Source organism: Pseudomonas sp. B414, assembly GCF_055408445.1.
On the sequence record NZ_JBUZTQ010000036.1, the window covers coordinates 26,069 to 47,354 of the forward strand.

The 21,286-nt window shown below is 55.1% G+C and carries 11 protein-coding genes and 1 pseudogene; 4 read left to right on the plus strand and 8 right to left on the minus strand.

What is annotated here, in order from left to right:
* Nucleotides 1-245: 245 nt before the first annotated feature.
* Complete coding sequence (gene acs / locus ACZRMH_RS21805) at nucleotides 246-2,201, minus strand: acetate--CoA ligase (protein ID WP_464015239.1); 1,956 nt, start codon at nucleotides 2,199-2,201, stop codon at nucleotides 246-248.
* Between the two features lie 415 nt (nucleotides 2,202-2,616).
* On the opposite strand from acs, the gene ACZRMH_RS21810 reads away from it, so the two are divergent.
* The 3 genes from ACZRMH_RS21810 to ACZRMH_RS21820 all read left to right on the plus strand — a co-directional run bounded on the left by ACZRMH_RS21810 (nucleotide 2,617) and on the right by ACZRMH_RS21820 (nucleotide 5,037).
* Nucleotides 2,617-2,880 carry a DUF2790 domain-containing protein gene (locus ACZRMH_RS21810; RefSeq protein WP_464015240.1) on the plus strand — a complete coding sequence of 88 codons (264 nt, stop codon included), beginning with the start codon at nucleotides 2,617-2,619 and terminating at the stop codon, nucleotides 2,878-2,880.
* A 141-nt stretch (nucleotides 2,881-3,021) separates the two neighbouring features.
* Nucleotides 3,022-3,279, plus strand: coding sequence for a heme utilization protein (locus ACZRMH_RS21815; protein WP_464015241.1), 258 nt, complete (start codon nucleotides 3,022-3,024; stop codon nucleotides 3,277-3,279).
* A 507-nt stretch (nucleotides 3,280-3,786) separates the two neighbouring features.
* Nucleotides 3,787-5,037 carry a ribonucleotide-diphosphate reductase subunit beta gene (locus tag ACZRMH_RS21820; RefSeq protein ID WP_016782118.1) on the plus strand — a complete coding sequence of 417 codons (1,251 nt, stop codon included), beginning with the start codon at nucleotides 3,787-3,789 and terminating at the stop codon, nucleotides 5,035-5,037.
* Between the two features lie 78 nt (nucleotides 5,038-5,115).
* Here the strand turns inward: ACZRMH_RS21820 and ACZRMH_RS21825 are convergent, their stop codons facing one another.
* Nucleotides 5,116-6,162 carry a hypothetical protein gene (locus ACZRMH_RS21825; protein ID WP_464015242.1) on the minus strand — a complete coding sequence of 349 codons (1,047 nt, stop codon included), beginning with the start codon at nucleotides 6,160-6,162 and terminating at the stop codon, nucleotides 5,116-5,118.
* Entirely contained in the window at nucleotides 6,159-6,392 is a 234-nt protein-coding gene (locus ACZRMH_RS21830; protein WP_464015243.1) for a hypothetical protein, read from the minus strand. Before ACZRMH_RS21830 ends, ACZRMH_RS21825 begins: the two co-directional genes overlap by 4 nt.
* Nucleotides 6,393-7,101: 709 nt before the next feature.
* Between ACZRMH_RS21830 and ACZRMH_RS21835 the strand changes: the two are divergent.
* Nucleotides 7,102-7,955, plus strand: a pseudogene (locus ACZRMH_RS21835) (IS5 family transposase).
* Here the strand turns inward: ACZRMH_RS21835 and ACZRMH_RS21840 are convergent.
* The 5 genes from ACZRMH_RS21840 to ACZRMH_RS21860 form a co-directional block, all read right to left on the minus strand.
* Nucleotides 7,858-8,172 carry a hypothetical protein gene (locus ACZRMH_RS21840; protein ID WP_464015249.1) on the minus strand — a complete coding sequence of 105 codons (315 nt, stop codon included), beginning with the start codon at nucleotides 8,170-8,172 and terminating at the stop codon, nucleotides 7,858-7,860. The pseudogene ACZRMH_RS21835 and the gene ACZRMH_RS21840 overlap by 98 nt on opposite strands.
* Before the next feature lie 360 nt (nucleotides 8,173-8,532).
* A complete protein-coding gene (locus tag ACZRMH_RS21845) occupies nucleotides 8,533-8,823 on the minus strand; it encodes a hypothetical protein (RefSeq protein WP_464015244.1) in 291 nt (96 codons plus the stop codon).
* Between the two features lies 1 nt (nucleotide 8,824).
* Entirely contained in the window at nucleotides 8,825-10,468 is a 1,644-nt protein-coding gene (locus tag ACZRMH_RS21850) for a hypothetical protein (protein WP_464015245.1), read from the minus strand.
* A gap of 110 nt (nucleotides 10,469-10,578) precedes the next feature.
* Nucleotides 10,579-10,851 carry a hypothetical protein gene (locus ACZRMH_RS21855; RefSeq protein WP_464015246.1) on the minus strand — a complete coding sequence of 91 codons (273 nt, stop codon included), beginning with the start codon at nucleotides 10,849-10,851 and terminating at the stop codon, nucleotides 10,579-10,581.
* Nucleotides 10,852-10,853: 2 nt separating this feature from the next.
* The coding region (locus tag ACZRMH_RS21860) for a hemagglutinin repeat-containing protein (RefSeq protein WP_464015247.1) at nucleotides 10,854-21,286 on the minus strand (10,433 nt) is incomplete at its 5' end.

The window sequence follows — 21,286 nt, forward strand, 5'->3', positions numbered from 1 at the left end:
CAAATAGCGGGCCTATTATTCGCAAACCCTTCTATTCCGGCAAGTGCAGCGTTTAATCTAATTTTTCAGCAGGTATAAAAGGGCTCTAAAACGGTGCTTTGAGTGTCGCAAAGCCCCACTTTGGCGCGATGGGTTACAAATGCGGTAACACTCTCGCACAACACCGCTCCCACAGGGGATTTGAGGCAGTCATAAAAAACCCCGCCAGGCAGCGCCGGGCGGGGTTCGAAGACAACGAAGGCGCGTTACGCCACCTTCATGCTCTTGTGCGTCTCAATCAGATGCTGCACTACACCCGGGTCGGCCAGGGTCGAGATATCCCCCAGACCGTCGTACTCGCCGGTCGCGATCTTGCGCAGGATACGCCGCATGATTTTGCCCGAGCGGGTTTTCGGTAGCCCCGGGGCCCACTGGATAACATCCGGCGAAGCGATCGGACCGATCTCCTTGCGCACCCAGTTTTTCAATTCAAGGCGCAGCGCTTCACTTGGCTCTTCGCCGCCATTGAGGGTGACATAGACATAGATGCCCTGCCCTTTGATGTCATGCGGCACGCCAACCACTGCCGCCTCGGCAACTTTAGGGTGCGCCACCATCGCGCTTTCGATTTCTGCCGTACCCATCCGGTGGCCGGATACGTTGAGCACGTCATCCACACGGCCGGTGATCCAGTAGTAACCGTCCTCGTCGCGACGCGCGCCATCACCGGTGAAGTACATGCCACGAAAGGTCTTGAAGTACGTATCAACGAAACGATCGTGATCACCATACAAGGTTCGCGCCTGGCCCGGCCATGAATCGAGAATCACCAGGTTGCCCTCGGCAGCTCCCTCTATAAGGTTGCCCAGGTTATCCACCAGCCCCGGCACCACGCCGAAGAAAGGACGCGCCGCAGAACCCGGCTTGAGCGCATGAGCACCCGGCAGCGGGCTCATCATGCAAGCCCCGGTCTCGGTCTGCCACCAGGTATCCACAATTGGGCAACGCTCTTTGCCGACCGTTTTGTAGTACCAGTTCCACGCCTCAGGGTTGATCGGCTCGCCCACCGACCCCAGTAAACGCAAGCTGGAGCCGTCAGCATCCTTAACTGCAGCCTGCCCTTCCGCCATCATGGCGCGAATGGCGGTTGGCGCGGTGTAGAGAATATTGACCTTGTGCTTGTCGACGATTTTCGACACGCGAGTGATATCCGGGTAGTTCGGCACACCTTCAAACAGCACCGTGGTCGCGCCATTGGCCAATGGCCCGTAAACGATATAGGTGTGACCAGTTACCCAACCCACGTCCGCCGTGCACCAGTAAACCTCACCCGGACGGTAATCGAACACACGCTCGTGGGTCAGTGCCGCATACAGCAGGTAGCCACCCGTAGTGTGCTGAACACCCTTGGGCTTGCCGGTGGAACCGGAGGTATAAAGGATAAACAGGGCTTCTTCAGCGCCCATTTCTTTGGGTGCGCAGTGTTTAGATGCCACGGCCATCAAATCGTGGTACCAGATATCGCGATGCTTGTACCAGGCGATATCACCACCGGTACGCTTGAACACGATGATCTTCTGCACACTTGAGGTGTCAGGGTTGGTCAGTGCCACATCAACATTGGCCTTGAGTGCCGTGCGCTTGCCGCCACGCAGGCCTTCGTCGGCGGTGATCACCACCTTGGACTTGCAGTCGATGATCCGCCCGGCCAGTGCTTCCGGGGAGAACCCGCCGAAGACCACCGAGTGAATGGCGCCGATACGGGTACAGGCCAGCATGGCCACCACTGCTTCGGGCACCATTGGCATATAGATAGTGACAACATCACCACGGTGCACGTCCTGACCGCGCAAGGCGTTGGCCAGCTTGCACACTTCTTCGTGCAGTTCACGGTAGGTAATGTTGCGCTGCTCGGAAGGGTCGTCGCCCTCCCAGATAATGGCTACCTGATCGCCGCGCTCGGCAAGGTGGCGGTCCAGGCAGTTATAGGAAACGTTGAGGGTGCCGTCCGCGAACCACTTGATATCGACATGGTGGTCGTCGAAGGAGGTCTGCTTGACGGTGGTAAAAGGCTTGATCCAGTCGAGACGCTTTGCTTGTTCGCGCCAGAAGCCATCCGGATTGACGACGGACTGCTGGTACATCGCCTTGTAGGTCGCCTCGTCAGTCAGCGTATTGGCAGCGACTTCAGGGCGTACGGGATACAGGGAAGCGGCACTCATGTTTCATACCTCAATGCTTGTAGTTGTTGTTTTATGACCCTGTTTTAGCCGGGCCAGCTCATGAGATCCATTCGACGTTGGTAGTAAGAAACACGCAGAAAAACCATGGCTTTGCTGCGCAAGGCTCAAGCACAAGGCTTACAGCGATTTACTGCTCGGTGCAGGCCTTGCAAACGTCAAAAAAGAACCCTTTTTCGACGATTGTTGTAGAAACTGTCAACAGTCTTTATCAAAACCCCCTCTATATGCCCGTGCGGTGCAGGCCTAAAATTCACCTCGCCAACCAAGGCACCGCGATTAACTCAAGTTGCAGCCCCCACGAAGGCAAGTTTAGTCGCTCTTCACAACTGAAGTTTCACACACGGCCTCACAAGGGCTGTGTGACCCCACTCGACCTAAAACAGGTAATCTTGAAATGAAAGCGTTGTTAGTTCTGGCCCTGAGCAGTGTGTGTCTGACCGCCATGGCTGATGAAGTGAACACACAAGCTGCGCAGTCACAACCGGCCGTTGAACAGTATTCCTACTCTTCCGAACTGGATATCGCCAAAGTGATTTCCATGAGCGAAATCCCCAGCGTTTGCGAAGTGGTGCCGGCCCAGATGGTCTACGAAGACTCCCAAGGCAAACAGCACACCCTTGAATACCGCGTCATGGGTAACGGCTGCTCCAACGGCTGATTAATTGCATCCGGTTTATTCCAGCATTAATCACTTACTTATTTAAGCGACTCAACGCAGCACTTGATTGCAACTTTCAACGCAACTTTATCGCCCTTGAACAGTTGCCTGCCTGCGCCTGTATCGCCCGGGAATTATTAAATGAAACGCGCCTTGATAATGGCTTTAAGTTTGTCCGTTCTGGCCAGCAGCGCATTTGCCGCTGACGGTTATGACCGCACCCACGCCGCCACCTTTACCGAAGACGGTTACGACAGCACCCGCTCGGCCAGCTTCGCCGAAGACGGTTACGACAGCACCCGCTCGGCCAGCTTCGCCGAAGACGGTTACGACAGCACCCGCTCGGCCAGCTTCGCCGAGGACGGTTACGACCGCACCAACGGTCGTCGGCTCGGCTGATACTGCTTCGATCTGACGCCCGGCCCCGGCCGGGCGTGGTCTGCCCCCTGCCCCGGCAAAACCCGCCTGATTCCAGCTCAAGCCACAGGTCATTTGACCTCTTCGGCCCAGGGCAAAAAAACTTATCCTGCAACAAACCCCCGCCCAACCGCAGCCCCGCCCAAGTCTAGGACAAATTTAGGGCGTTTCGTCGCATCCCCTGAAAAAAAACTGGCTGAAATACCCTGTGCAAAAGCCGTATACTGCCGCCATCAAAAAGGCTGGTATATCCCCTTGGCGGGCTATAAACCCACGCTGCTACGACCTCAAGGTCCAGAGCGAGAGCAGGTAAAACCTTCTCCCCTGAGCGACAGCGGGGCAAGCCTACGAATACATTCATGTTTTTGCGTGAGCACAAAGCTACTGCAAGCAACATTTCTTAGATCCAAGTGGCCTATGGCCGTGTAAAAACCACACCATAAGTGTTTTCACACAACCATCTGGCCCTCACGCAGGAGACGACACGTCATGCTGAGCTGGGACGAATTCGACAAAGAAGACGAAGGCGAAGTCGCTGTTAAAGGCGCCAACGCAGGCCACGCAACCGAAGCCAACATGGACCGCCTCGACGCCGCCGGCGGCGTTGCAGCCCAGGAAGCCCGTGCAGTGACCGCCACTGACTCGGCCGCGATCATTCGCGCCAAAGCGGCGCTGGACAACCTCGACATCGCGGAAGGTCTGGCCGAACTCGAAGGCGCATCCGCCCGTGTAGCGGTTGACGAAAAGATGATGATCAACTGCCGCGCCGACCTTAACCAGCTCGTACCGTTCAAGTATGACTGGGCGTGGCAGAAGTATCTGGACGGTTGCGCGAACCACTGGATGCCGCAAGAAGTCAACATGACCGCCGACATTGCCCTCTGGAAAAACCCGGAAGGCCTGACCGACGACGAGCGCCGCATCGTGATGCGCAACCTGGGCTTCTTCTCCACTGCCGACTCCCTGGTTGCCAACAACCTGGTACTGGCCGTGTACCGCCTGATCACCAACCCCGAGTGCCGCCAGTACATCCTGCGCCAGGCCTTCGAAGAGGCGATCCACACCCACGCCTACCAGTACTGCATCGAATCGCTGGCCATGGATGAAGGCGAAATCTTCAACATGTACCACGAGATCCCTTCGGTCGCGAAAAAAGCCACCTGGGGCCTGAAGTACACCCGTTCGATCTCCGATCCGAAGTTCGAAACCGGCACCGTCGAAACCGACAAGGAACTGCTGCGCAACCTGATCGCCTACTACTGCGTTCTGGAAGGCATCTTCTTCTACTGCGGCTTCACCCAGATCCTGTCGATGGGTCGCCGCAACAAAATGACCGGTGTTGCTGAGCAGTTCCAGTACATCCTGCGCGACGAATCCATGCACCTGAACTTCGGCATCGACGTGATCAACCAGATCAAAATCGAAAACCCGCACCTGTGGGACGCTGAAATGAAGGAAGAAGCTTCGCAGATGATCCTGCAAGGCACCCAGCTGGAAATCGAATACGCACGCGACACCATGCCGCGCGGCGTACTGGGCATGAACGCCGCGATGATGGAGGACTACCTCAAATTCATCGCCAACCGTCGCCTGTCGCAAATCGGCCTGAAAGAAGAATACCCGGGCACCACCAACCCGTTCCCATGGATGAGTGAAATCATGGACTTGAAGAAAGAGAAAAACTTCTTCGAAACGCGGGTGATTGAGTACCAGACCGGCGGTGCGTTGAGCTGGGATTGATACGCAGGGCTTGATTCAAGCCACACGTAGAAAGTAAAAAAGGGCCAACAGTGTTGGCCCTTTTTTTTGTGCGCGTTTTCATTTTCCCTTTATAAAACTCAAAAACCCGGAATCCTCCTGCCATAGTCCAGCCAGTTTCTTGAGCGACTTTTCAGCAGGCTCCAGATTTTTCATTTCTTCAACAGCCACTGCCCACCACAGAAACTTGCACGCTTCAAGATAGGGAGAATTATTATCCCGCTTACCCAACAGATAGAATTTTGCCACTTTTCGTGAAGTAGAGCAGTGGCCCATAAACGTCCACTTTAACCGTAACCGATCGAATAACGGGTTCTTTGGAAGACGATCGGGCACAGCAAATGAAGCCTCAGGCAAGTCATCACAGTAGCTCTCGCCATGCTTATCGAAAAATACCCGGTACATTGCATGGTGGTAGCGCTTAACCGAATAGTAGTGATTGAGACAGTCATTGGCCTCAACGACTTTTCGACCATAAAGCATGAACGATATAGCGATTTGCTCAATAGTAAGGATTGTTGCTCCATGAGGAGCCCATTGATCAATCAAACTAATAGCGCCCTCGAGGATATGCCCGTTGGCCTTGGTCATCCCGCAAACTCCGCTATTGAACAGCTTCAACGCAGGGGCGGGAGCTTTATTTTCAGCATCAAGGTGCGTAACGAGGGAGCTATACCACGAACGTCGGGAAGCTTGCGCCCAACTCAACTCAAACTCATCCATCAGAAACTGATCATCACTAACGCGCTTGAACAACTGGGCAGGGTCCTTGAGAAAAACCGTATCGGTATCAACGAAAATGGTTTTACCGGCAAGCTCGGCTCCTGCCTGGATCGCACAAGCCTTACGTCGATGACAATAACCACCTGCTCCTTGCCAGGCACCCAGTGTTTCAGCACTCAGAGGCAATACGGTGATCGGCCAGCCATCAAATGCCTCTGGCTGGTCAGTCATCAGCGTGATCGTAAAGTCAGCCGGATTCTTTCTACGGCGCAACGCCGACAAAATACTGAACTTCGCTTCATGCCGATAAACAGCTTTGTCGCCGTACATTAAATAGAGCAGTTGATTGGTGCTGATGGCGGACCCACTTGAGCACTCCATCATGTCTTCAAATACCGTTCTTTGAGATAAGGGCGCACCTTTAAACGGTCATCATCCGAACAAAGAAAAATCCACGTGCATTTGGCGACAGCATTATTCGCGAGTTTCGCCGCACCGCCCCAACCCAGAGATGAGTTAAGAACTTCTTCATAGAAGTTGATGGCCGCCTCAACAGTTGTGAAGACGTGTTCCTCCAAGGCGCTATCACTTGATAACGTTAACGTGTAGTTCACAGAACCATTCCCACATGATTTTTCGGGCGACATTTATTGTTATAAATCATTCAACTAGCCACACCACTAAGTGATGCAGGCATGAAATAGAAAACCAAACAGAAGAAGCGCCCCCCTCGTCTCGCCATTTTTATAGCCAGTAATTTCACTGCAAGTTCGTGACTGACTCAGAGGCTTCACTGCTCCACCATGACCGAGGCCAACCCTGCCATGAGCCGAGTAAAAAATACAGGCAACTATCTTGACACCGACACACTCATCTTCACCGATGAATTAATAGTTTTGTTATCGAATAACTCATAAGCAAGAGCATCCTAAAATCCATCACTCGGATATAAATCTTAGGCTTTTTTGGAAAAAATGCTTTAGGATATTTCCGAAAACAACCAAGAAAAATCCTTATCAGAGATGGGCTTTCTCATTGATGTGTGCAAGAACAAGTAAACATCCTGACTTTTCATACGTATATGGACTCTGCCAGACTAATGCCCCCTTTTTTTACCAACTAATAATGATCAATATTTATCACCTGCAACACTCGAATCATTGCTGCACTTAACTGAGAGGCCCGCCGCACAAAAAACTGCAAACCAGAAAGCGGGCACATTTTTTTGGCCTAGGCTCTGTACGAAATCAGCTGAAACCCATTTGAATTCCACGGGCGTTGAGATTCAGTAAAGTCGGCAACCATCAAAGGCAAGAGCCCACGATGGCCAAAGGGTACGAACTCCCCAACGCAGCCTGGGATTTGGTTGCAGACATCTTCAATGAATCACGCCGTAGCGGGCGGCCACGAACAGATGATCGCTTGATGCTCAACGGCGTCCTTTGGGTGCTCTGTTCTGGCGCCGCCTGGCGCGATATGCCTGAGCGCTTTGGCCCATGGTCGACGGTTTATCAGCGCTTTCGTGACTGGTGCAATCGCAGAGCGTTTGACCAGATGCTCAAGCGGCTTCACATCAAGCTCAACGAGCATGGGTTAATTGATCTGGAAACCTGGATGATTGACTCCACCGCAGTACGAGCAACCCGGGCCTCTTCTGGTGCTGGGAAAAAAGGGGGCCTGAAGAACCGCAAGACCATGCGCTCGGGCGCAGCCGGGGTGGCCTGACCACCAAGATCCATATGCTGTGCGATGCCAACGGCGTCCCGCTGAAGTTTATATTGTCGGGCAGACAGGCCAGCGACACCGCTTACGCCCAACCGTTGCTCGATGAGGCGTACATACCCAGCTTGCGCGGTCGCCCCCGCAAACGCTGCCGATGGTAGCTGGCGGACAAAGGCTATGACGCCGAAGCGTTGCGTAGCTACTGTGACCAGTATCGGATGCAACCGGTGATTCCACTGCGCAGCATGGAGCGCAAACCCAAGCCGGGGTTACCGAAACTGTTTGATCGTCCCAAGTACCGACAGCGCAAAATCATCGAGCCTATGTTTGGTTGGCTGAAGGAGAACCGCCGCATGTTTACACGCTTCGACAAACTCGCGAAAAGTTATGCAGCAATGGTCTCTCTGGCCTGTGCCATGCGATGTTTACGACATTACTTTTCGTACAGAGCCTAATCACGCTGCTGGACAGCTGCGCCGAGCTTTGGATCAGGTCGATGCGTTCTTGCATGGCCTTTTCGTCAGGCCGATCCAGATGCTGATTAGCGTTGGCGGTGTCGCGATTCAGCCCTGCCAGATCATTGGCGCCATCAGGGTTGCGAATGGTGATGGTGCCTTCGCTGATGGCGCTTTGGGTTTTGCTCTTGTCGGAGTCTTTGAGCAGCACCGGCATCGCGCCGCCAGCGCCCGAGCGGGCATTAACCCCGTCTCCTGTAAAACAACACCGGCACAAGGCCGGTGTCGAGAGAGTCAGATCAAGTCTGAACTTCTACAATTCGGAGAGGCGACAACTATCCTGACACCAGGGGATGTCGGACGATTTGGCATCTACGATTCACTCGGGCTGTGTCCTTGCTTGATCGGTGTGTGTTCGCAACTATCACCGTAGACCAAGGCCAGCCTTTTTTCATTTTTTACAGGCGTATCAGCTAGTTAGCCGTTAAGTAAGTGCCATTCAAATCCGTCCGTTTTTTCTGCTTTTTCTGTCAGCAAAATAAAACCATCTCCTTTTCGACTTTGAAATCCTCTGATTCTATTCAGATCCAAACGCCAAAAAAAAACCTAATAAATATACAAAAAATGACACACCTGCCAGCGCCGCTCGCCCTATGGGGTTAGCGTCCTTACCTAGCCCCCCGGGGCCTATCGACACCCTACCTCCCCCAAGGTATGCAAACACTGCCTGCCCAAACCAAAGTTGAAGCATCAATGCACTAAAAAACGGATGCCACTCACCAAAAAAACGCACAAAACAGTTAACCAGAGCAGCAACGAGCATAAGCCCACCAAACAAATATCTATACATATATAAAATCGAGCTCATATTAATCCTCCTTAAAAACCTCACCAGCCTGATCAACTATTCCCCCCCAAACTCCCATTACACTCAATGCATTCGACACCTTCAATGCTTCACCAGCAGAAAGCCCTTTACTAATAGCATATCGTTCAAACCCTTCACTCAGAGCGTAACTTGCCATTGCCTTTGGTGTCTCATCCTTCAAGTACCCTGACAGAACTGAAGCTATAGATGAACCGTTAGATAACAATCCTGCAGACCCACCAGAAGCAAATATCGATCCTACGGCCATAGCACTACTTACGTCCGCAATGACTTTGGCTTCCGCGGCCCTGAGCCACTTAAGGGTATTAATATCAGCCAAGTCAATATTAGCTCCATTAGCAACACACTCAGCACTCGCACAAGAATTGAACCTAGGTGTGTAAACAACACCCTCAATAGCCACAGGCACTACATACCCGCCTTTTTCATCCAATGCATAGCCTGTTAAACGATCTCTTTTTCCCGCGCCACCGGGTGGATAACTGGACGAATCCCCAGTGAGGTAACGTGAATAACCTGTTTCTGCTTCGGGGGTCCATGAATACACGCCAACATTATCTTTTATATAAGCAATCACATCCCTGTCCGCAGGCGCAAAACCTTGTACAAACGTCCTACCATCTCCCAACGGGAGCCAATTTCCATCGGGGTCATAAATACCTGTTCCTGAAGCCACCACATCTGTACCAGCGTTGATATCAGTGCCGTTAATCGACGACAAGCGCATTTGTGCTTCAATTTGCTCCACTGTGTATTTACCTTTACTTTTCTTCGCTAACTCTTGAGCAAGCAGCTTCTCATCCGGATGTAACTGTCGGTTGTACTTATCGACACCAAACCCAGCCCCTCCACCCACAACCGCCCCACCAGCACCATTACCCGATCCAGCCGCAGCTCCAATGCCACTCGCAATCAACGAGGCAACCGCATCTCGTTCTGACTTCGACATGCCGCTGCCGGCCAGTGCTTGGTCAATGGACGGCATCAACGCTGCTGACGCTCCGGCTCCCAATGCGCCGCTTTGTGCACTACCGCTCGACAAGCCGATTGCCGCACCCGCCATGGCATGCAGCAAAATGCGCGCTGCTCCGCCTTCGTCCCAAGCTGCCCTGATTGCACTGTCGGTGGATTTATCTCTTTGCGCGGTAGCGAAATCACCGATTTTTTTGAAAATTTCACTGGATGACGCGTTCGCAACAACCCCAACAGCGGTGCCACCCGTCGCCCCACCCAGACCTGCCGCAAGCAGGCCTGATGCAATATCAGCCATCAGCCTTTTATCGCCGCCGACCAGCCAGCTCTTGGCATCATCCAGGGCAATTGCAGCCGCTTGCTTTTGCTCCGGGGTAGTCGCCTCCCTGGCCAGTTTGGTGGCCGCGTCGGCCTTGGCTTTCGCCACGGTATTAATCACGCTGCTGGACAGCTGCGCCGAGCTTTGGATCAGGTCGATGCGTTCTTGCATGGCCTTTTCGTCAGGCCGATCCAGATGCTGATTAGCGTTGGCGGTGTCGCGGTTTAGCCCTACCAGATCATTGGCGCCATCAGGGTTGCGTACAGTGATGGTGCCTTCACTGATAGCGCTTTGGGTTTTGCTCTTGTCGGAGTCTTTGAGCAGCACCGGCATTGCGCCGCCAGCGCCCGAGCGGGCATCAACTCCATCTCCTGTAAAACAACACCGGCACAAGGCCGGTGTCGAGAGAGTCAGATCAAGTCGAGATTTCTACAATTAAACGCTTAGAGAGCAAGTTCCTGACGAACTTTCTCGGCTACCTCATCAATAATAAACCCAGGTCCAAATATAGTAAGACCCACGAATGTTTCTGACTCAATTTTAACTTTCTCGCCCATCAATTCAACCTCTGCGACCTCAATTTCTTGAGAGCCCCCAACCGCCCAGGACTTATCAAGCCCTACAGCGCCAAGCCTGACTAAAACAATGTGCAGGGCGTTACGCAACACCGCATCGTATTCATCACCCAGTACTATTGATGCAAATTCATTAGTCATATTTAAAAACCTAAATCCTTCCCGCCTGAACGACTTGCAGACTCAGTTATCTGCTCCCAGCTTTTGCCTTTAGCTCTCAGCCAATCAATAGATGGCCCAAGCTTGTCCCCATATACTCGCAAGTTTCGCTCATAAATCCCTGCAAGCTTATCAGGTGGTGTTAGATCCTTATATTGAACGCCTAACTCACGGCGTATCTGATGGAGTTGACGAGCGACTTGCTCTGGCGTTGCACCTGCTGCGCGCATTCTGAGACTAATCTCTGACAAACTATTAACTTCATCGACATATGCTTGCCGTAGAGGTGGAAGCTTATCTACCGAACCAGTTGCTTTTGCACCAACAACCGCAGCAGCCTTCCCTGCGGCTATTTTCTCCAGAACCGTCTCAACAACAGCCTTTGCGCCCTTACCTGCTGGCATCAGTAGCATAGCAGCATCGAGTTCGGGTGAAACCGTCAAAACTCCTTTACTGGCTAAATCAGACAATCGCTGAGCAGCAGCCCTTACATTAGACACAGCACTGGACAACTGGCCAATTTCTTTCGAATGCTCGCTGGTTTGTTCCTGCCCGTACTGACGCCATTGTTCATAAACCGTTCCTTGACCAAGTGAAACCGATGAACTGAATAACGTTGAGTCATTGAACTGCTTTTCTGTTGCATTAAACGCAAAGACCTTATCGCCATTCGCTACAATCTGACTTCCATCGTTCCATTTCAGAGGAATTTTCTGTGCCGCCAGCTGATCAATAATGCCTTTGGCGACGTCCAGGTCCTCCATAAAACGTTGGGACTCAGGGTCATTCCCTTGGGACTGCAAGACCAGCCCGTTTAAACGTGCTTCGTCAGCAGCATCAACAGAACCTCCTGCGGCGATCATCAATAGATCTATCCAACGCGCACTGGAACCTGGCTTACCTAAAGTGTTATCCAGCTCGTCAGCTTTTTTCTCCAGGACTGGAATTTCTTGTTGCTTATGCAATTGTCGATTAAAGGCCTCAACACCAAATCCAGCCCCGCCAGCCACAACCGCCCCACCAGCACCATTACCCGATCCAGCCGCAGCTCCAATGCCACTCGCAATCAACGAGGCAACCGCATCTCGTTCTGACTTCGACATGCCGCTGCCGGCCAGTGCTTGGTCAATGGACGGCATCAACGCTGCTGACGCTCCGGCTCCCAATGCGCCGCTTTGTGCACTACCGCTCGACAAGCCGATTGCCGCACCCGCCATGGCATGCAGCAAAATGCGCGCTGCTCCGCCTTCGTCCCAAGCTGCCTTGATTGCACTGTCGGTGGATTTATCTCTTTGCGCGGTAGCGAAATCACCGATTTTTTTGAAAATCTCACTGGATGACGCGTTCGCAACAACCCCAACAGCGGTGCCACCCGTCGCCCCACCCAGACCTGCCGCTATCAGGCCCGATGCAATATCGGCCATCAGCCGTTTATCGCCGCCGACCAGCCAGCTCTTGGCATCATCCTGGGCAATTGCAGCCGCTTGCTTTTGCTCCGGGGTAGTCGCCTCCCTGGCCAGTTTGGTGGCCGCGTCGGCCTTGGCTTTCGCCACGGTATTAATCACGCTGCTAGACAGCTGCGCCGAGCTTTGGATCAGGTCGATGCGTTCTTGCATGGCCTTTTCGTCAGGCCGATCCAGATGCTGATTAGCGTTGGCGGTGTCGCGGTTTAGCCCTACCAGATCATTGGCGCCATCAGGGTTGCGTACAGTGATGGTGCCTTCACTGATAGCGCTTTGGGTTTTGCTCTTGTCGGAGTCTTTGAGCAGCACCGGCATTGCGCCGCCAGCGCCCGAGCGGGCATCAACCCCATCTCCTTCCATGGCCCCGGAATAGCTCAAACTCCCGGCCTGGCTTGTTATTTCGCTTTTGTTTTTGATGTCACTGACCAACAGGCGATCAGTGCTGAGATGGTTTTTGTCTGCCGTTGCATCGCTGGCAATTACAGCGCCTTGAAGCGTGGTGGTTTGTCCCACATTGATGTCATAGCCGCCTTGGCCCGCCGACAAGCCCGTTTGATCGATCACGGCCTGATAATCGCTGTTCATTTTGCTACCAGCGATATTGGCGGAGCCCGAAACAGTGGCGCCTACACAGAACGGTGGAACACAGATGCTCGCGCCCATGCCACCGCTGGCTTGCTTGTTCTTCTGGCTGGCTTCGTCCTGACGCGAGGCCATGTTCAAATTGCCAGCGATATCAGCCTTGATGGCATCCGCCCGCACTTGAGCACCAGCCAGCGTAGTATCCTGACCGCTTTTGAGCACCAGAAGCCCAGTATCGACCGTACTGTTCACCTGGCTGACTGCATGGCCTTTACCCATGCCCTTGGCCACTTGCGCACCGAGGTCGAGGGTGAAACCAAATTGCTCACCGATGTTAAAGCTGGCGCCAATACTGGTTTTGTCGCTTTTACTCTGGTTGGCCCAATTTTTCCGCTCCTGGGCGCTTTCCAGGGTGATGTCATTCTCCGCCATTAACAGGGTGTCAGTGGCCTTGATACTGCTGCCAATGACGTGAATATCGCCCTTGGTATCTGGCGCATTGCCTGTTGCAACAATTGCCAGACTGCCACCGCTGTTGAGGGTAGATTGCTTAACCGTTTCGGCGTTGTACTCGCTGCTGCTTTTCTTGTTTGTTGAGGCCAGTTCGGTGCCGATTTTAATTACCGAGCCGCCACTGTTGGCAGGCTTGCCTTCCGACACGCTGGCCGCACTGGCATCCTTGTTGTCGACGGCGTTGTAAGCCGAGAGCAACGCTTGCGCGCCCTTGACCGCCTTGAGACGACTGTCGTCAGCCTCCTGCGAAGCCCTTATGTCGTTACGAATACTGTTGACCGTATCGACCGCCATACCACCCACCACCCGGCCAACGGCCATGCTCCTTGAGCTGTCTTTGGTGGTCTGGTGCGCAGTTTCGGTACCCGCGGCGATGGTCACGTTGGAACCGCTCAGGCTCATGTCTTGGGTGCTAACCACATCGCTGGCTATCACCGTCAGCTCTCGCCCGGCGACTAATGCTACGTTGCCAGTGCTGGAGCCAATGGTGCTGCCAGTCAGGGTCGTCTCCTGAGCTGAACCGTTGTGCTTTTGACTGCTGATGGACAGGTGCTGGTTACCGGTAATGTCATCCAGCCCAAGGTTGTTTCCGGTCAGCACGCCTGTCAGGTCGCGATTTTTCTCCTTGTGCATCTCGGTTCTAGAGAACGTATTTACGGCTGCATCAACGCTAAGATCACGCCCGGCTTGAACAACAAGATCATCGGTACTGACCAGCGCAGAGCCTGTTACTTTGACGTCTTGCCCGGCAGCCACGCTCACCGTGTCACCCGAAACCATGCTTCCTACTGCTGTGGTGCTGGTTTCACTGATCTTGTCCTTGACCTTGCTTGAATTCAGACCACCCCAACTGTTTTTACTTTTACTGCTCTCGTGGCGTGCACTGCTGGAGTCGCTGACGGCAAGGATCTGGACATCGTTGCCCGCAATCAATTTGGCAGCACCTTTTTCGGCATTCACAGCGCTGCCTTGCAGCAGCAAGTCGTCGCCGGCCATCAATGTACTGTTCCCACCCGAGGTAACCAGACTGCCTATGTTGGTGAGGGTTTCGGTTTCGTTAAGGCGAAAAGATTTACCGGATGAGCTTTTTTTGGTCTTGCTGTAGAAGCTGTAGTCCTGTTCCTCTGCGGACTTAAGTTCAAGATTCCCACCCGCCACCAAATAAGCCTCCCCCCCCGCCTCGACCCGACTGGCAACCAATGCCAAATCCTGCCCGGCGCTCAAGGTCACATCCCCTCCTGCCTTGACCGTGGTCGATACTTGGCTGACATGGTCGTCGCGGGTTTTGACTTTTTTGGTATTGAGCGAACTGTGTTGTTCGTTCGCCGCCGAGGCCAGGGTCAGGTCGCCGGTAGCAGCCATGGCGATGTCGCGGGCAGCATCGATCTGGCTGGCAATGGCGCTGATATCTCGTGCAGCAACGATCTGGAAGTCGCGGCCCGCCTCGATGACAGAGCCGTATTGAGTGGTGCTGTCGCCACGAGACAGAGTGCCAGCAACCTGGCTGCTGCGCTGTTCTGAGGCGGCAAGGTTGACGTCACGACCCGCCTTGAGGGTGGTGTCTGCGCCGCTTTTGATCAGGCTTCCGATGCTGTTGACGTCGCGCCCGGCTTGCAGGGACAGGTTGTTCGCCGCTTCGATGCGCGCGGCGTTGTCCACGAAGTCAGTGCGTTCGGTGCGGTAGCCGTTGCTGCTGTTATGGCTGGTGACGGTGCGCTCATTGAGCAGATCACCGCTGATGGCCGTCAAACTGACGTCGCGCCCGGCAATAATGCCGCCGGCCTTGTTGGTCAGGTTGTTACCCGCTAGCAGGTCGAGGCGGTTGCCCGCGTCGATCAGGCCGCTGTTTACCAAGTTGTTGCCCGCGCTGGCCACGAGGTTTTCGCTGGCTCGCAGGGTGCCCAGGTTGTTGAGGTCTTTGCCTGCGATCAACTTGACGTCGTTACCGGCAATCAATGCACCGTTGGGAGCGAGCCGGTTGTTGGCCTGGGCCAGGTACAGGACCGGAACCAGTACTTGTTCGTCGTTGATCGTGGTGTTTTCGAGCCAGACAATATCGTGGGTCAGGGCTGCGACCTGTTCGCTTGTGAGGGTGATACCCACGGACAGGTTGAGCGCCTGTTTGCTGGCGACGGCGTTGTCCATCAGGTACTTGAAGGTCGCCGCATCGCTGGTTTGGCCGTCGATAAAGCGCTGGCCAGTGCGGGCGGTGACGGCTTGCTGGATCAAGCGTTGTTCATAAAAGCCGTCGCCCAGGCGTTTCTGGCTTTGGTCAGGGTCGTAACCCAACTTCGACAGCAGGTAGTCCGAGCCCATAAATTGCTTGAGGTTGGTCAGTGCCGGATTGGTTTCAATCAGGTACTTGTGCGGGCGCGATGCAGTGTTTGCGTCAGGCAGGCCTTGTACGCGGTTGATGGTTTGGCCGTCGACCGGGGTTGAGGAGCCTGCTATGGCCCCGAGATCAATCGGCGCGATTGGCGAGCGATCTGCCGTGGTGACGTTGGAGCCACCCAGTTCCCAGCTCTGCGGGCCGCTGGTTGCCGGAGTAGTGCTGTCTTGTGCACTCAGACGGAACAGACCATTCTGCCCTTCAGGTAAGCTGAAACCGGGTAGCCCTACCGGATTGACTTGCTGTTGCGCCATATCAGGCGGCAATTGGGAGTTGATCTGAATCGGCGTTGAGTAGCCACTCCCCGCGCCCGTTTCGGTTGGGGTATGGCCCGCTGCAACGTAGGCGTAGTAAGGCCGTACAACACTGTTATTGATGTTCTGCTCGGCGTTGAGGTTAACGCTGCCACCGGCCTGGATAATGGCATCGTAGGACTGCCCCTCAATATTGCGGGTACTGGTGGTGTGCGAGAGTTTGCCGCCGCCCAACAGGCCAATAAAATAGCTCAGGTCTGCTTCGACTGTGGCCGAAGGTGCGGGGCTATTCTTGGCATTGAAGTTTGCCGCCGCCGGAACGGCAGCGAATATCTGTGTGACAAAGTTCCAGTAAGTGCGGGTGGTCTTGATCTCCTGTCCTTGCACGCCCTGGTTGCTGATGGTGTGCGCGTTAGCGCTCAGGTTGCCTGTGGCAGCGATGGTGCTGCTGTGGTTATTCAGTGTCCCGGCGTTGATCTGAAGATCCGCACCACTGCTCAACATGGATGCAAGGGTGCTGCGGATAATTTTCAGGCTGTCGGTTTCATCAATTCGCCACAGCCCGTTTCGACGACCACCGCTGCGGAAATCGCAGCCAGCGATGGGGATTGCATTGCAGTCGAGTTCGGTAACAGTCACCGAGCTTTTTTCATGGGCCGAGTACTCCAGCACATCCCTGACATTGTTGACGGTCATGGCGCTGATGGTGAGATTCTTCGCGCTCTCGATATTGCCCGAGCGGTTGTCCAGCAAGTCGGCTTTGCTCTGGTCCGCGTCTCTGGCGATCAGTACATCGCCCAAGGCATAGACCTGTGCATAGGCGTTGGTGAAGCTGGAAGCTAGCAACTGCATGTCAGAGCCGCTGAAAATCAGGCCATCGCGGTTGAGCAGTGTGTCGGTATCGAGTGTCAGCTTGGTCCCGGCGCCCAGCGTGCCGGTGTTGATCACATCACCGGCAATCAGGCTCAGGTCAGTCGCGGAGGTCAGGCGCCCCGCGTTGTGCAACTGCCCTGCCACAGTGATCCGGGTATCACCGCCACCGGCCAGGCTGGCGGTTTCGTTGAGGTTCATGTGCGCGGCGCCAAGGTCCAGGGTTCCAAGGCTGCTGACTCGGCCGCTGGCCGAGTAGGTACCATCGAGGTTCAGGCGCAGATTGCCGTCACTGGCGAGCAAACCGTCGTTGGACCAATTCCCGCCAGTGCCGGAAAAATGTTCGGAGGCGAGCAACTGGCCGCTGGCGGTTTGATTGAGACTGTTGACGTTAACCGTCAGGCGCGCAGCCTGAATCACACTGCTGTTGGTCCAGGTGTCCTGGTTGATGGCTATGCCACCTCGGCTCACCAAGCTGCCACCGACATTGTCGAGGAGCGACGGATCAATGGCGAAGGTGCCGTTACCTGAATGCAGTACCTTACCGCCAGCGTTCTGGAAGCTGCCCGCGAGTAACGTCAAGTCAGTGTTGGCGCTTTCAAGGGTGCCGTTGCGGTTGTCCAGCTGCCCGCCAATCTGGAACAGGGTGTTGCCGCTATTACCCAAGGTACGCAGTTGCCCTGCCCGGTTATCCACACTGGCGGCACTGACATTGAGGGTGCTGGCACTTTCGATAATGCCTTTTTGGTTATTCAGGGCGCCGCTCAGATCAAAGCTGACTTGCTGCGCAGCCACACGCCCGCCTGCCTCGCCGCTGTTATCAAAGGAGGCGCCGGTAACTTTCAACAAACCTTTGGCGAAGAGGCTACCGTCGCGATTATCTAAAACCCCGGTGGCAATAAAGGTATCGCCCGTTTGTGCGGAGATGCGGCCGCCGACGTTATCGATACTGTCCGCGTTCAGGTTCAAACGCTGTCCCTGGATAACACCTGCCAAACCGTTGCGCAGTACGCCGACTACGCCAGCATCGAGGGCTCCCTTAAGGCTGGCGAGTTCGCCTGCGCGGTTGTCCAGGTTGGCGGCCTTAAGCTTCAGGTCGCCGTTCTGGGCAATCAATTTGCCGCCCTGATTATCGAGATCGTCAGCAATATCCAGATGCAGACTGGTCTTGCTTTGCACCTTGCCCTTGACGTTGCCCAGGCGGTTAGCAGTGAGTTTCAGGTCGGCGTCCTGACTGTAGATCAGGCCGTCATTGCTGTTTTGCACCAGGCCACTAGCGCTGATGTCCAACCTGCCATCTGCCGCGACTGTGCCGCGGTTACGGTTGTCCAGGCCAGCAGTCAACAGAGTCAGCAAGCTACGGCTGACCAGTTCACCGCCCTGGTTGTCGATCTGCGTCGCCCGCTGGATCAGTATCGGGCCGCCGCTGGACAGCTTGCCGCGGGTGTTGGCCAAGGTGCCGAGCAGGTCGAGGGTTGTGGCGGTAGCCCCCGCGATGCTGCCGGCACTGTTGTCGAGGTCATGCGCGCTCAGATCCAGAGTCGCGCCACTATCGATTACACCGCCTAGGGCGTTGTTCAGTAAACCGCTGACATGAAGAGTTTGGGCGCCAGCACTGGTTATATTGCCCTTGGCACTGTTGTCCAGATCAGCCGCTGTTACGGTCAGGTTTTTTTGGCTGACCAGAACACCTGTGCCGCTGTTAAGAAGGCTGGAGCTGAGGTGTGCGTCAAGGTTGCCATAAAGGCTGGACAGCTTGCCGCTGTTGCGGTTGTCGAGCGTTGTGCCGGTGACACTCAAACCCTGCCAGCCAGAGATCAGCCCGCCCTGATTGAGCAGGCCGTGACCATTGATGGCCAACAGATTATTGCTGATCAGCTTGCCGGTACTGTTATCAAGGTTGCGGCCACTCAGGCTGAAGGTTTGGGTGGTGGAAATCTCGCCGCCACGGTTGTTCAGGTCACGCAGATGCTTGAGGGTCAGGGGACCTTTGGTGGTGATCAGCCCGCCCGCGTTGTTCAGATCGCCCGTTGCTGTACCGAAGTCCAGTGTGATGGCCTTGCCCAGCAACGAACCCTTCTGGTTGTTCAACTCCCCACTGTTGGCCGTCAGGGTGTTTCCCGCTTCGATAAGGCCCTGGCGGTTGTTCAGCAGACCCTGAACATCCAGCTGCAGATCGCCAAGGCTGGTCAGGGAGCCGGAGCTGTTATCGAGGTCTGCTGCTTGCCCATCCACCGTCGCAGCGGCGATCCGGCCCTTGATATTGGTCAGGGCCTGAGCAATATGCAGGGACAACGCGCCATCACTCAAGAGCTGGCCACTGCTGTTGTCAAGGTGATCCGCCGCTAAGCTAAAGCCTTGGCGACTGGAAATTTCGCCACCCTGGTTGTTGACGCCCTTGAGATTTTTCAACACCAACAGCGGTCCGTTGATCAGACCGCCCTGGTTGTTTAACTGGCCGTGATTGAGGTCCAGAGTGAGTGCGGTTTTGCTGGTCAGTTGCCCACCCTGTTGGTTCAGACCTGTGACGCTGGCATTCAGGGCTTTGGCGCTAACGATGCTACCGTCACGGTTGTCCAACTGCCCCGTCGTGATAACGAGGTCGTCAGCGGTGTTGATGCTACCGCCGCTCTGGTTATCCAGCGCACCGGTGTTGATCTGTAGCGCTTGCCGGGCACTCAGGGTGCCCTTCTGGCTGTTGTCGAGGCTGGCGCTGCGCACGTCCAGACCGGCATTGGTTACCAGGCCTCCCCCTCGATTATCCAGGGCGCCGCTGGTGCTCACACTGAGTTTGCCGCCACTGGACAGTCTGCCCAGGCTGTTAACCAGAGTCGCAGCCGAAATATTCAACAAGCCTTCAGTGCTGATCAAGCCCTGACTGTTTTCTACACCTTCACTGAAGGCAAGCCTGCTGTCTTTTAGACTGGAGAGCCTGCCACCCCTGTTGTCCAGATGATTACCGGTCAGAGTCACGTCCGCCTGACTGGTGACTTCGCCACCGCGGTTATCGACATCTGCCACATCCAACTGCACCCCTTGAGTGCCGCCGACCAGACCGCTCAAGCGGTTATCCAAGGTATTGCCGACCAGGTGAACAGCCCCTTGGCCGATCAATTTACCGTTCTGGTTGTTGAGATCCTGTACCTGAACCTTGAGGTTTTGCTTGCTGGAAATCTGGCCGCTGCTGTTGTCGAGGCTGGCGGCGGTGACAAGGGCACTCCCGTCAGCCACCACCACACCACTCTGGTTTTGCATTTCACCGTCAACGCTCAAGCCCATTTCACCCAGGCTATTGAGCATGCCAGCGCGGTTATCCAGGCTGCCGATACGGGCATCGATGCTGTTGGCTGAAACCAGCCCCTTGCTGTTAAGCAACCGATCGATTTTGAGGTCGAGATTGCCGCTACTCAGCACCCGCCCCTTGTTCTGGTTATCCAGAGTGCCTGCGCGGATGCTGGCGATCTGTTTGGCACTCAGTGTGCCGCCCTGATTGCTAAGGGTTTGCGCGTTAACCGTCAGTGTGCGGCTGGCGACAATGCTAGCCTCTGTGTTGATCAGTGCCTGTGCGTTGATTTGCACATCACCGGCCATGTTGCGCGTGTTGTCTGAATTGACCCCGGCTTCGATAACGCCGTGGTTGGTCAACTGCGCGCCGCTGGAGAGTTTGATACTGTCGCGGGCAGCAAGATTTTTACGACTGGTGAGGTCGCCTTGAGCCTGCATATCCAGTGCGGCCCCCGCATAAACCGCCCCTTGCGCGTCCAGGCTCGCAGCCTTGACCTTGATCGCCCCGCCAGCCGTGACCTGAGCCATGCTCAAATGCCCATTGGCATCAAGCTGAATATCCCCGCCACTGGCCGCCAAGGTACCGTCCAACTTGACCCCGACACCGGCTTCAGTACCCACCAGCCTGATCGCACCAGCGTACATTCCGCCCAAGGCGCTGGAGTCAATTGCCAGCTGCGGCTTGGCGCTGCCGTCATCTGCACGCGCAGTGGCCTGCAGGGTCCGGGCATTGACGTCGTTACGACCGGCAATCACCGTCAAATTGCGCGCATTGATCTGGGCGTTGATCTTCGCCGAGCGGGTGATGATGTCGAAGCGGTCAGCGTTGCTGGCGTTCAAGCCCTGACCGTCGATGGTCACGGTACCGCCATCGACCTGATAACGATCCAGACGGCCGTTATCGAGGATGGGTTTGCCGGTGGTCAACGTGACGCTCGGAGTATTGATAAAACCGCAGCCACTACAGGTAATGCCGTAGGGGTTGGCCACGATTACCTTGGCCGATTGCCCCGCTACTTCGGTGTAGCCGCGCAACTGGCTGGGGCTGCCACCGCTGACTT

What these genes read in the sequence shown, in the direction of transcription:
- ACZRMH_RS21820 (WP_016782118.1), top strand. Translation starts at nt 3,787, where the DNA reads ATGCTGAGCTGGGACGAATTCGACAAAGAAGACGAAGGCGAAGTCGCT.
- ACZRMH_RS21825 (WP_464015242.1), bottom strand. Translation starts at nt 6,162, where the DNA reads ATGATGGAGTGCTCAAGTGGGTCCGCCATCAGCACCAATCAACTGCTC.
- ACZRMH_RS21810 (WP_464015240.1), top strand. Translation starts at nt 2,617, where the DNA reads ATGAAAGCGTTGTTAGTTCTGGCCCTGAGCAGTGTGTGTCTGACCGCC.
- acs (WP_464015239.1), bottom strand. Translation starts at nt 2,201, where the DNA reads ATGAGTGCCGCTTCCCTGTATCCCGTACGCCCTGAAGTCGCTGCCAAT.
- ACZRMH_RS21840 (WP_464015249.1), bottom strand. Translation starts at nt 8,172, where the DNA reads ATGCCGGTGCTGCTCAAAGACTCCGACAAGAGCAAAACCCAAAGCGCC.
- ACZRMH_RS21845 (WP_464015244.1), bottom strand. Translation starts at nt 8,823, where the DNA reads ATGAGCTCGATTTTATATATGTATAGATATTTGTTTGGTGGGCTTATG.
- ACZRMH_RS21815 (WP_464015241.1), top strand. Translation starts at nt 3,022, where the DNA reads ATGAAACGCGCCTTGATAATGGCTTTAAGTTTGTCCGTTCTGGCCAGC.
- ACZRMH_RS21850 (WP_464015245.1), bottom strand. Translation starts at nt 10,468, where the DNA reads ATGCCGGTGCTGCTCAAAGACTCCGACAAGAGCAAAACCCAAAGCGCT.
- ACZRMH_RS21855 (WP_464015246.1), bottom strand. Translation starts at nt 10,851, where the DNA reads ATGACTAATGAATTTGCATCAATAGTACTGGGTGATGAATACGATGCG.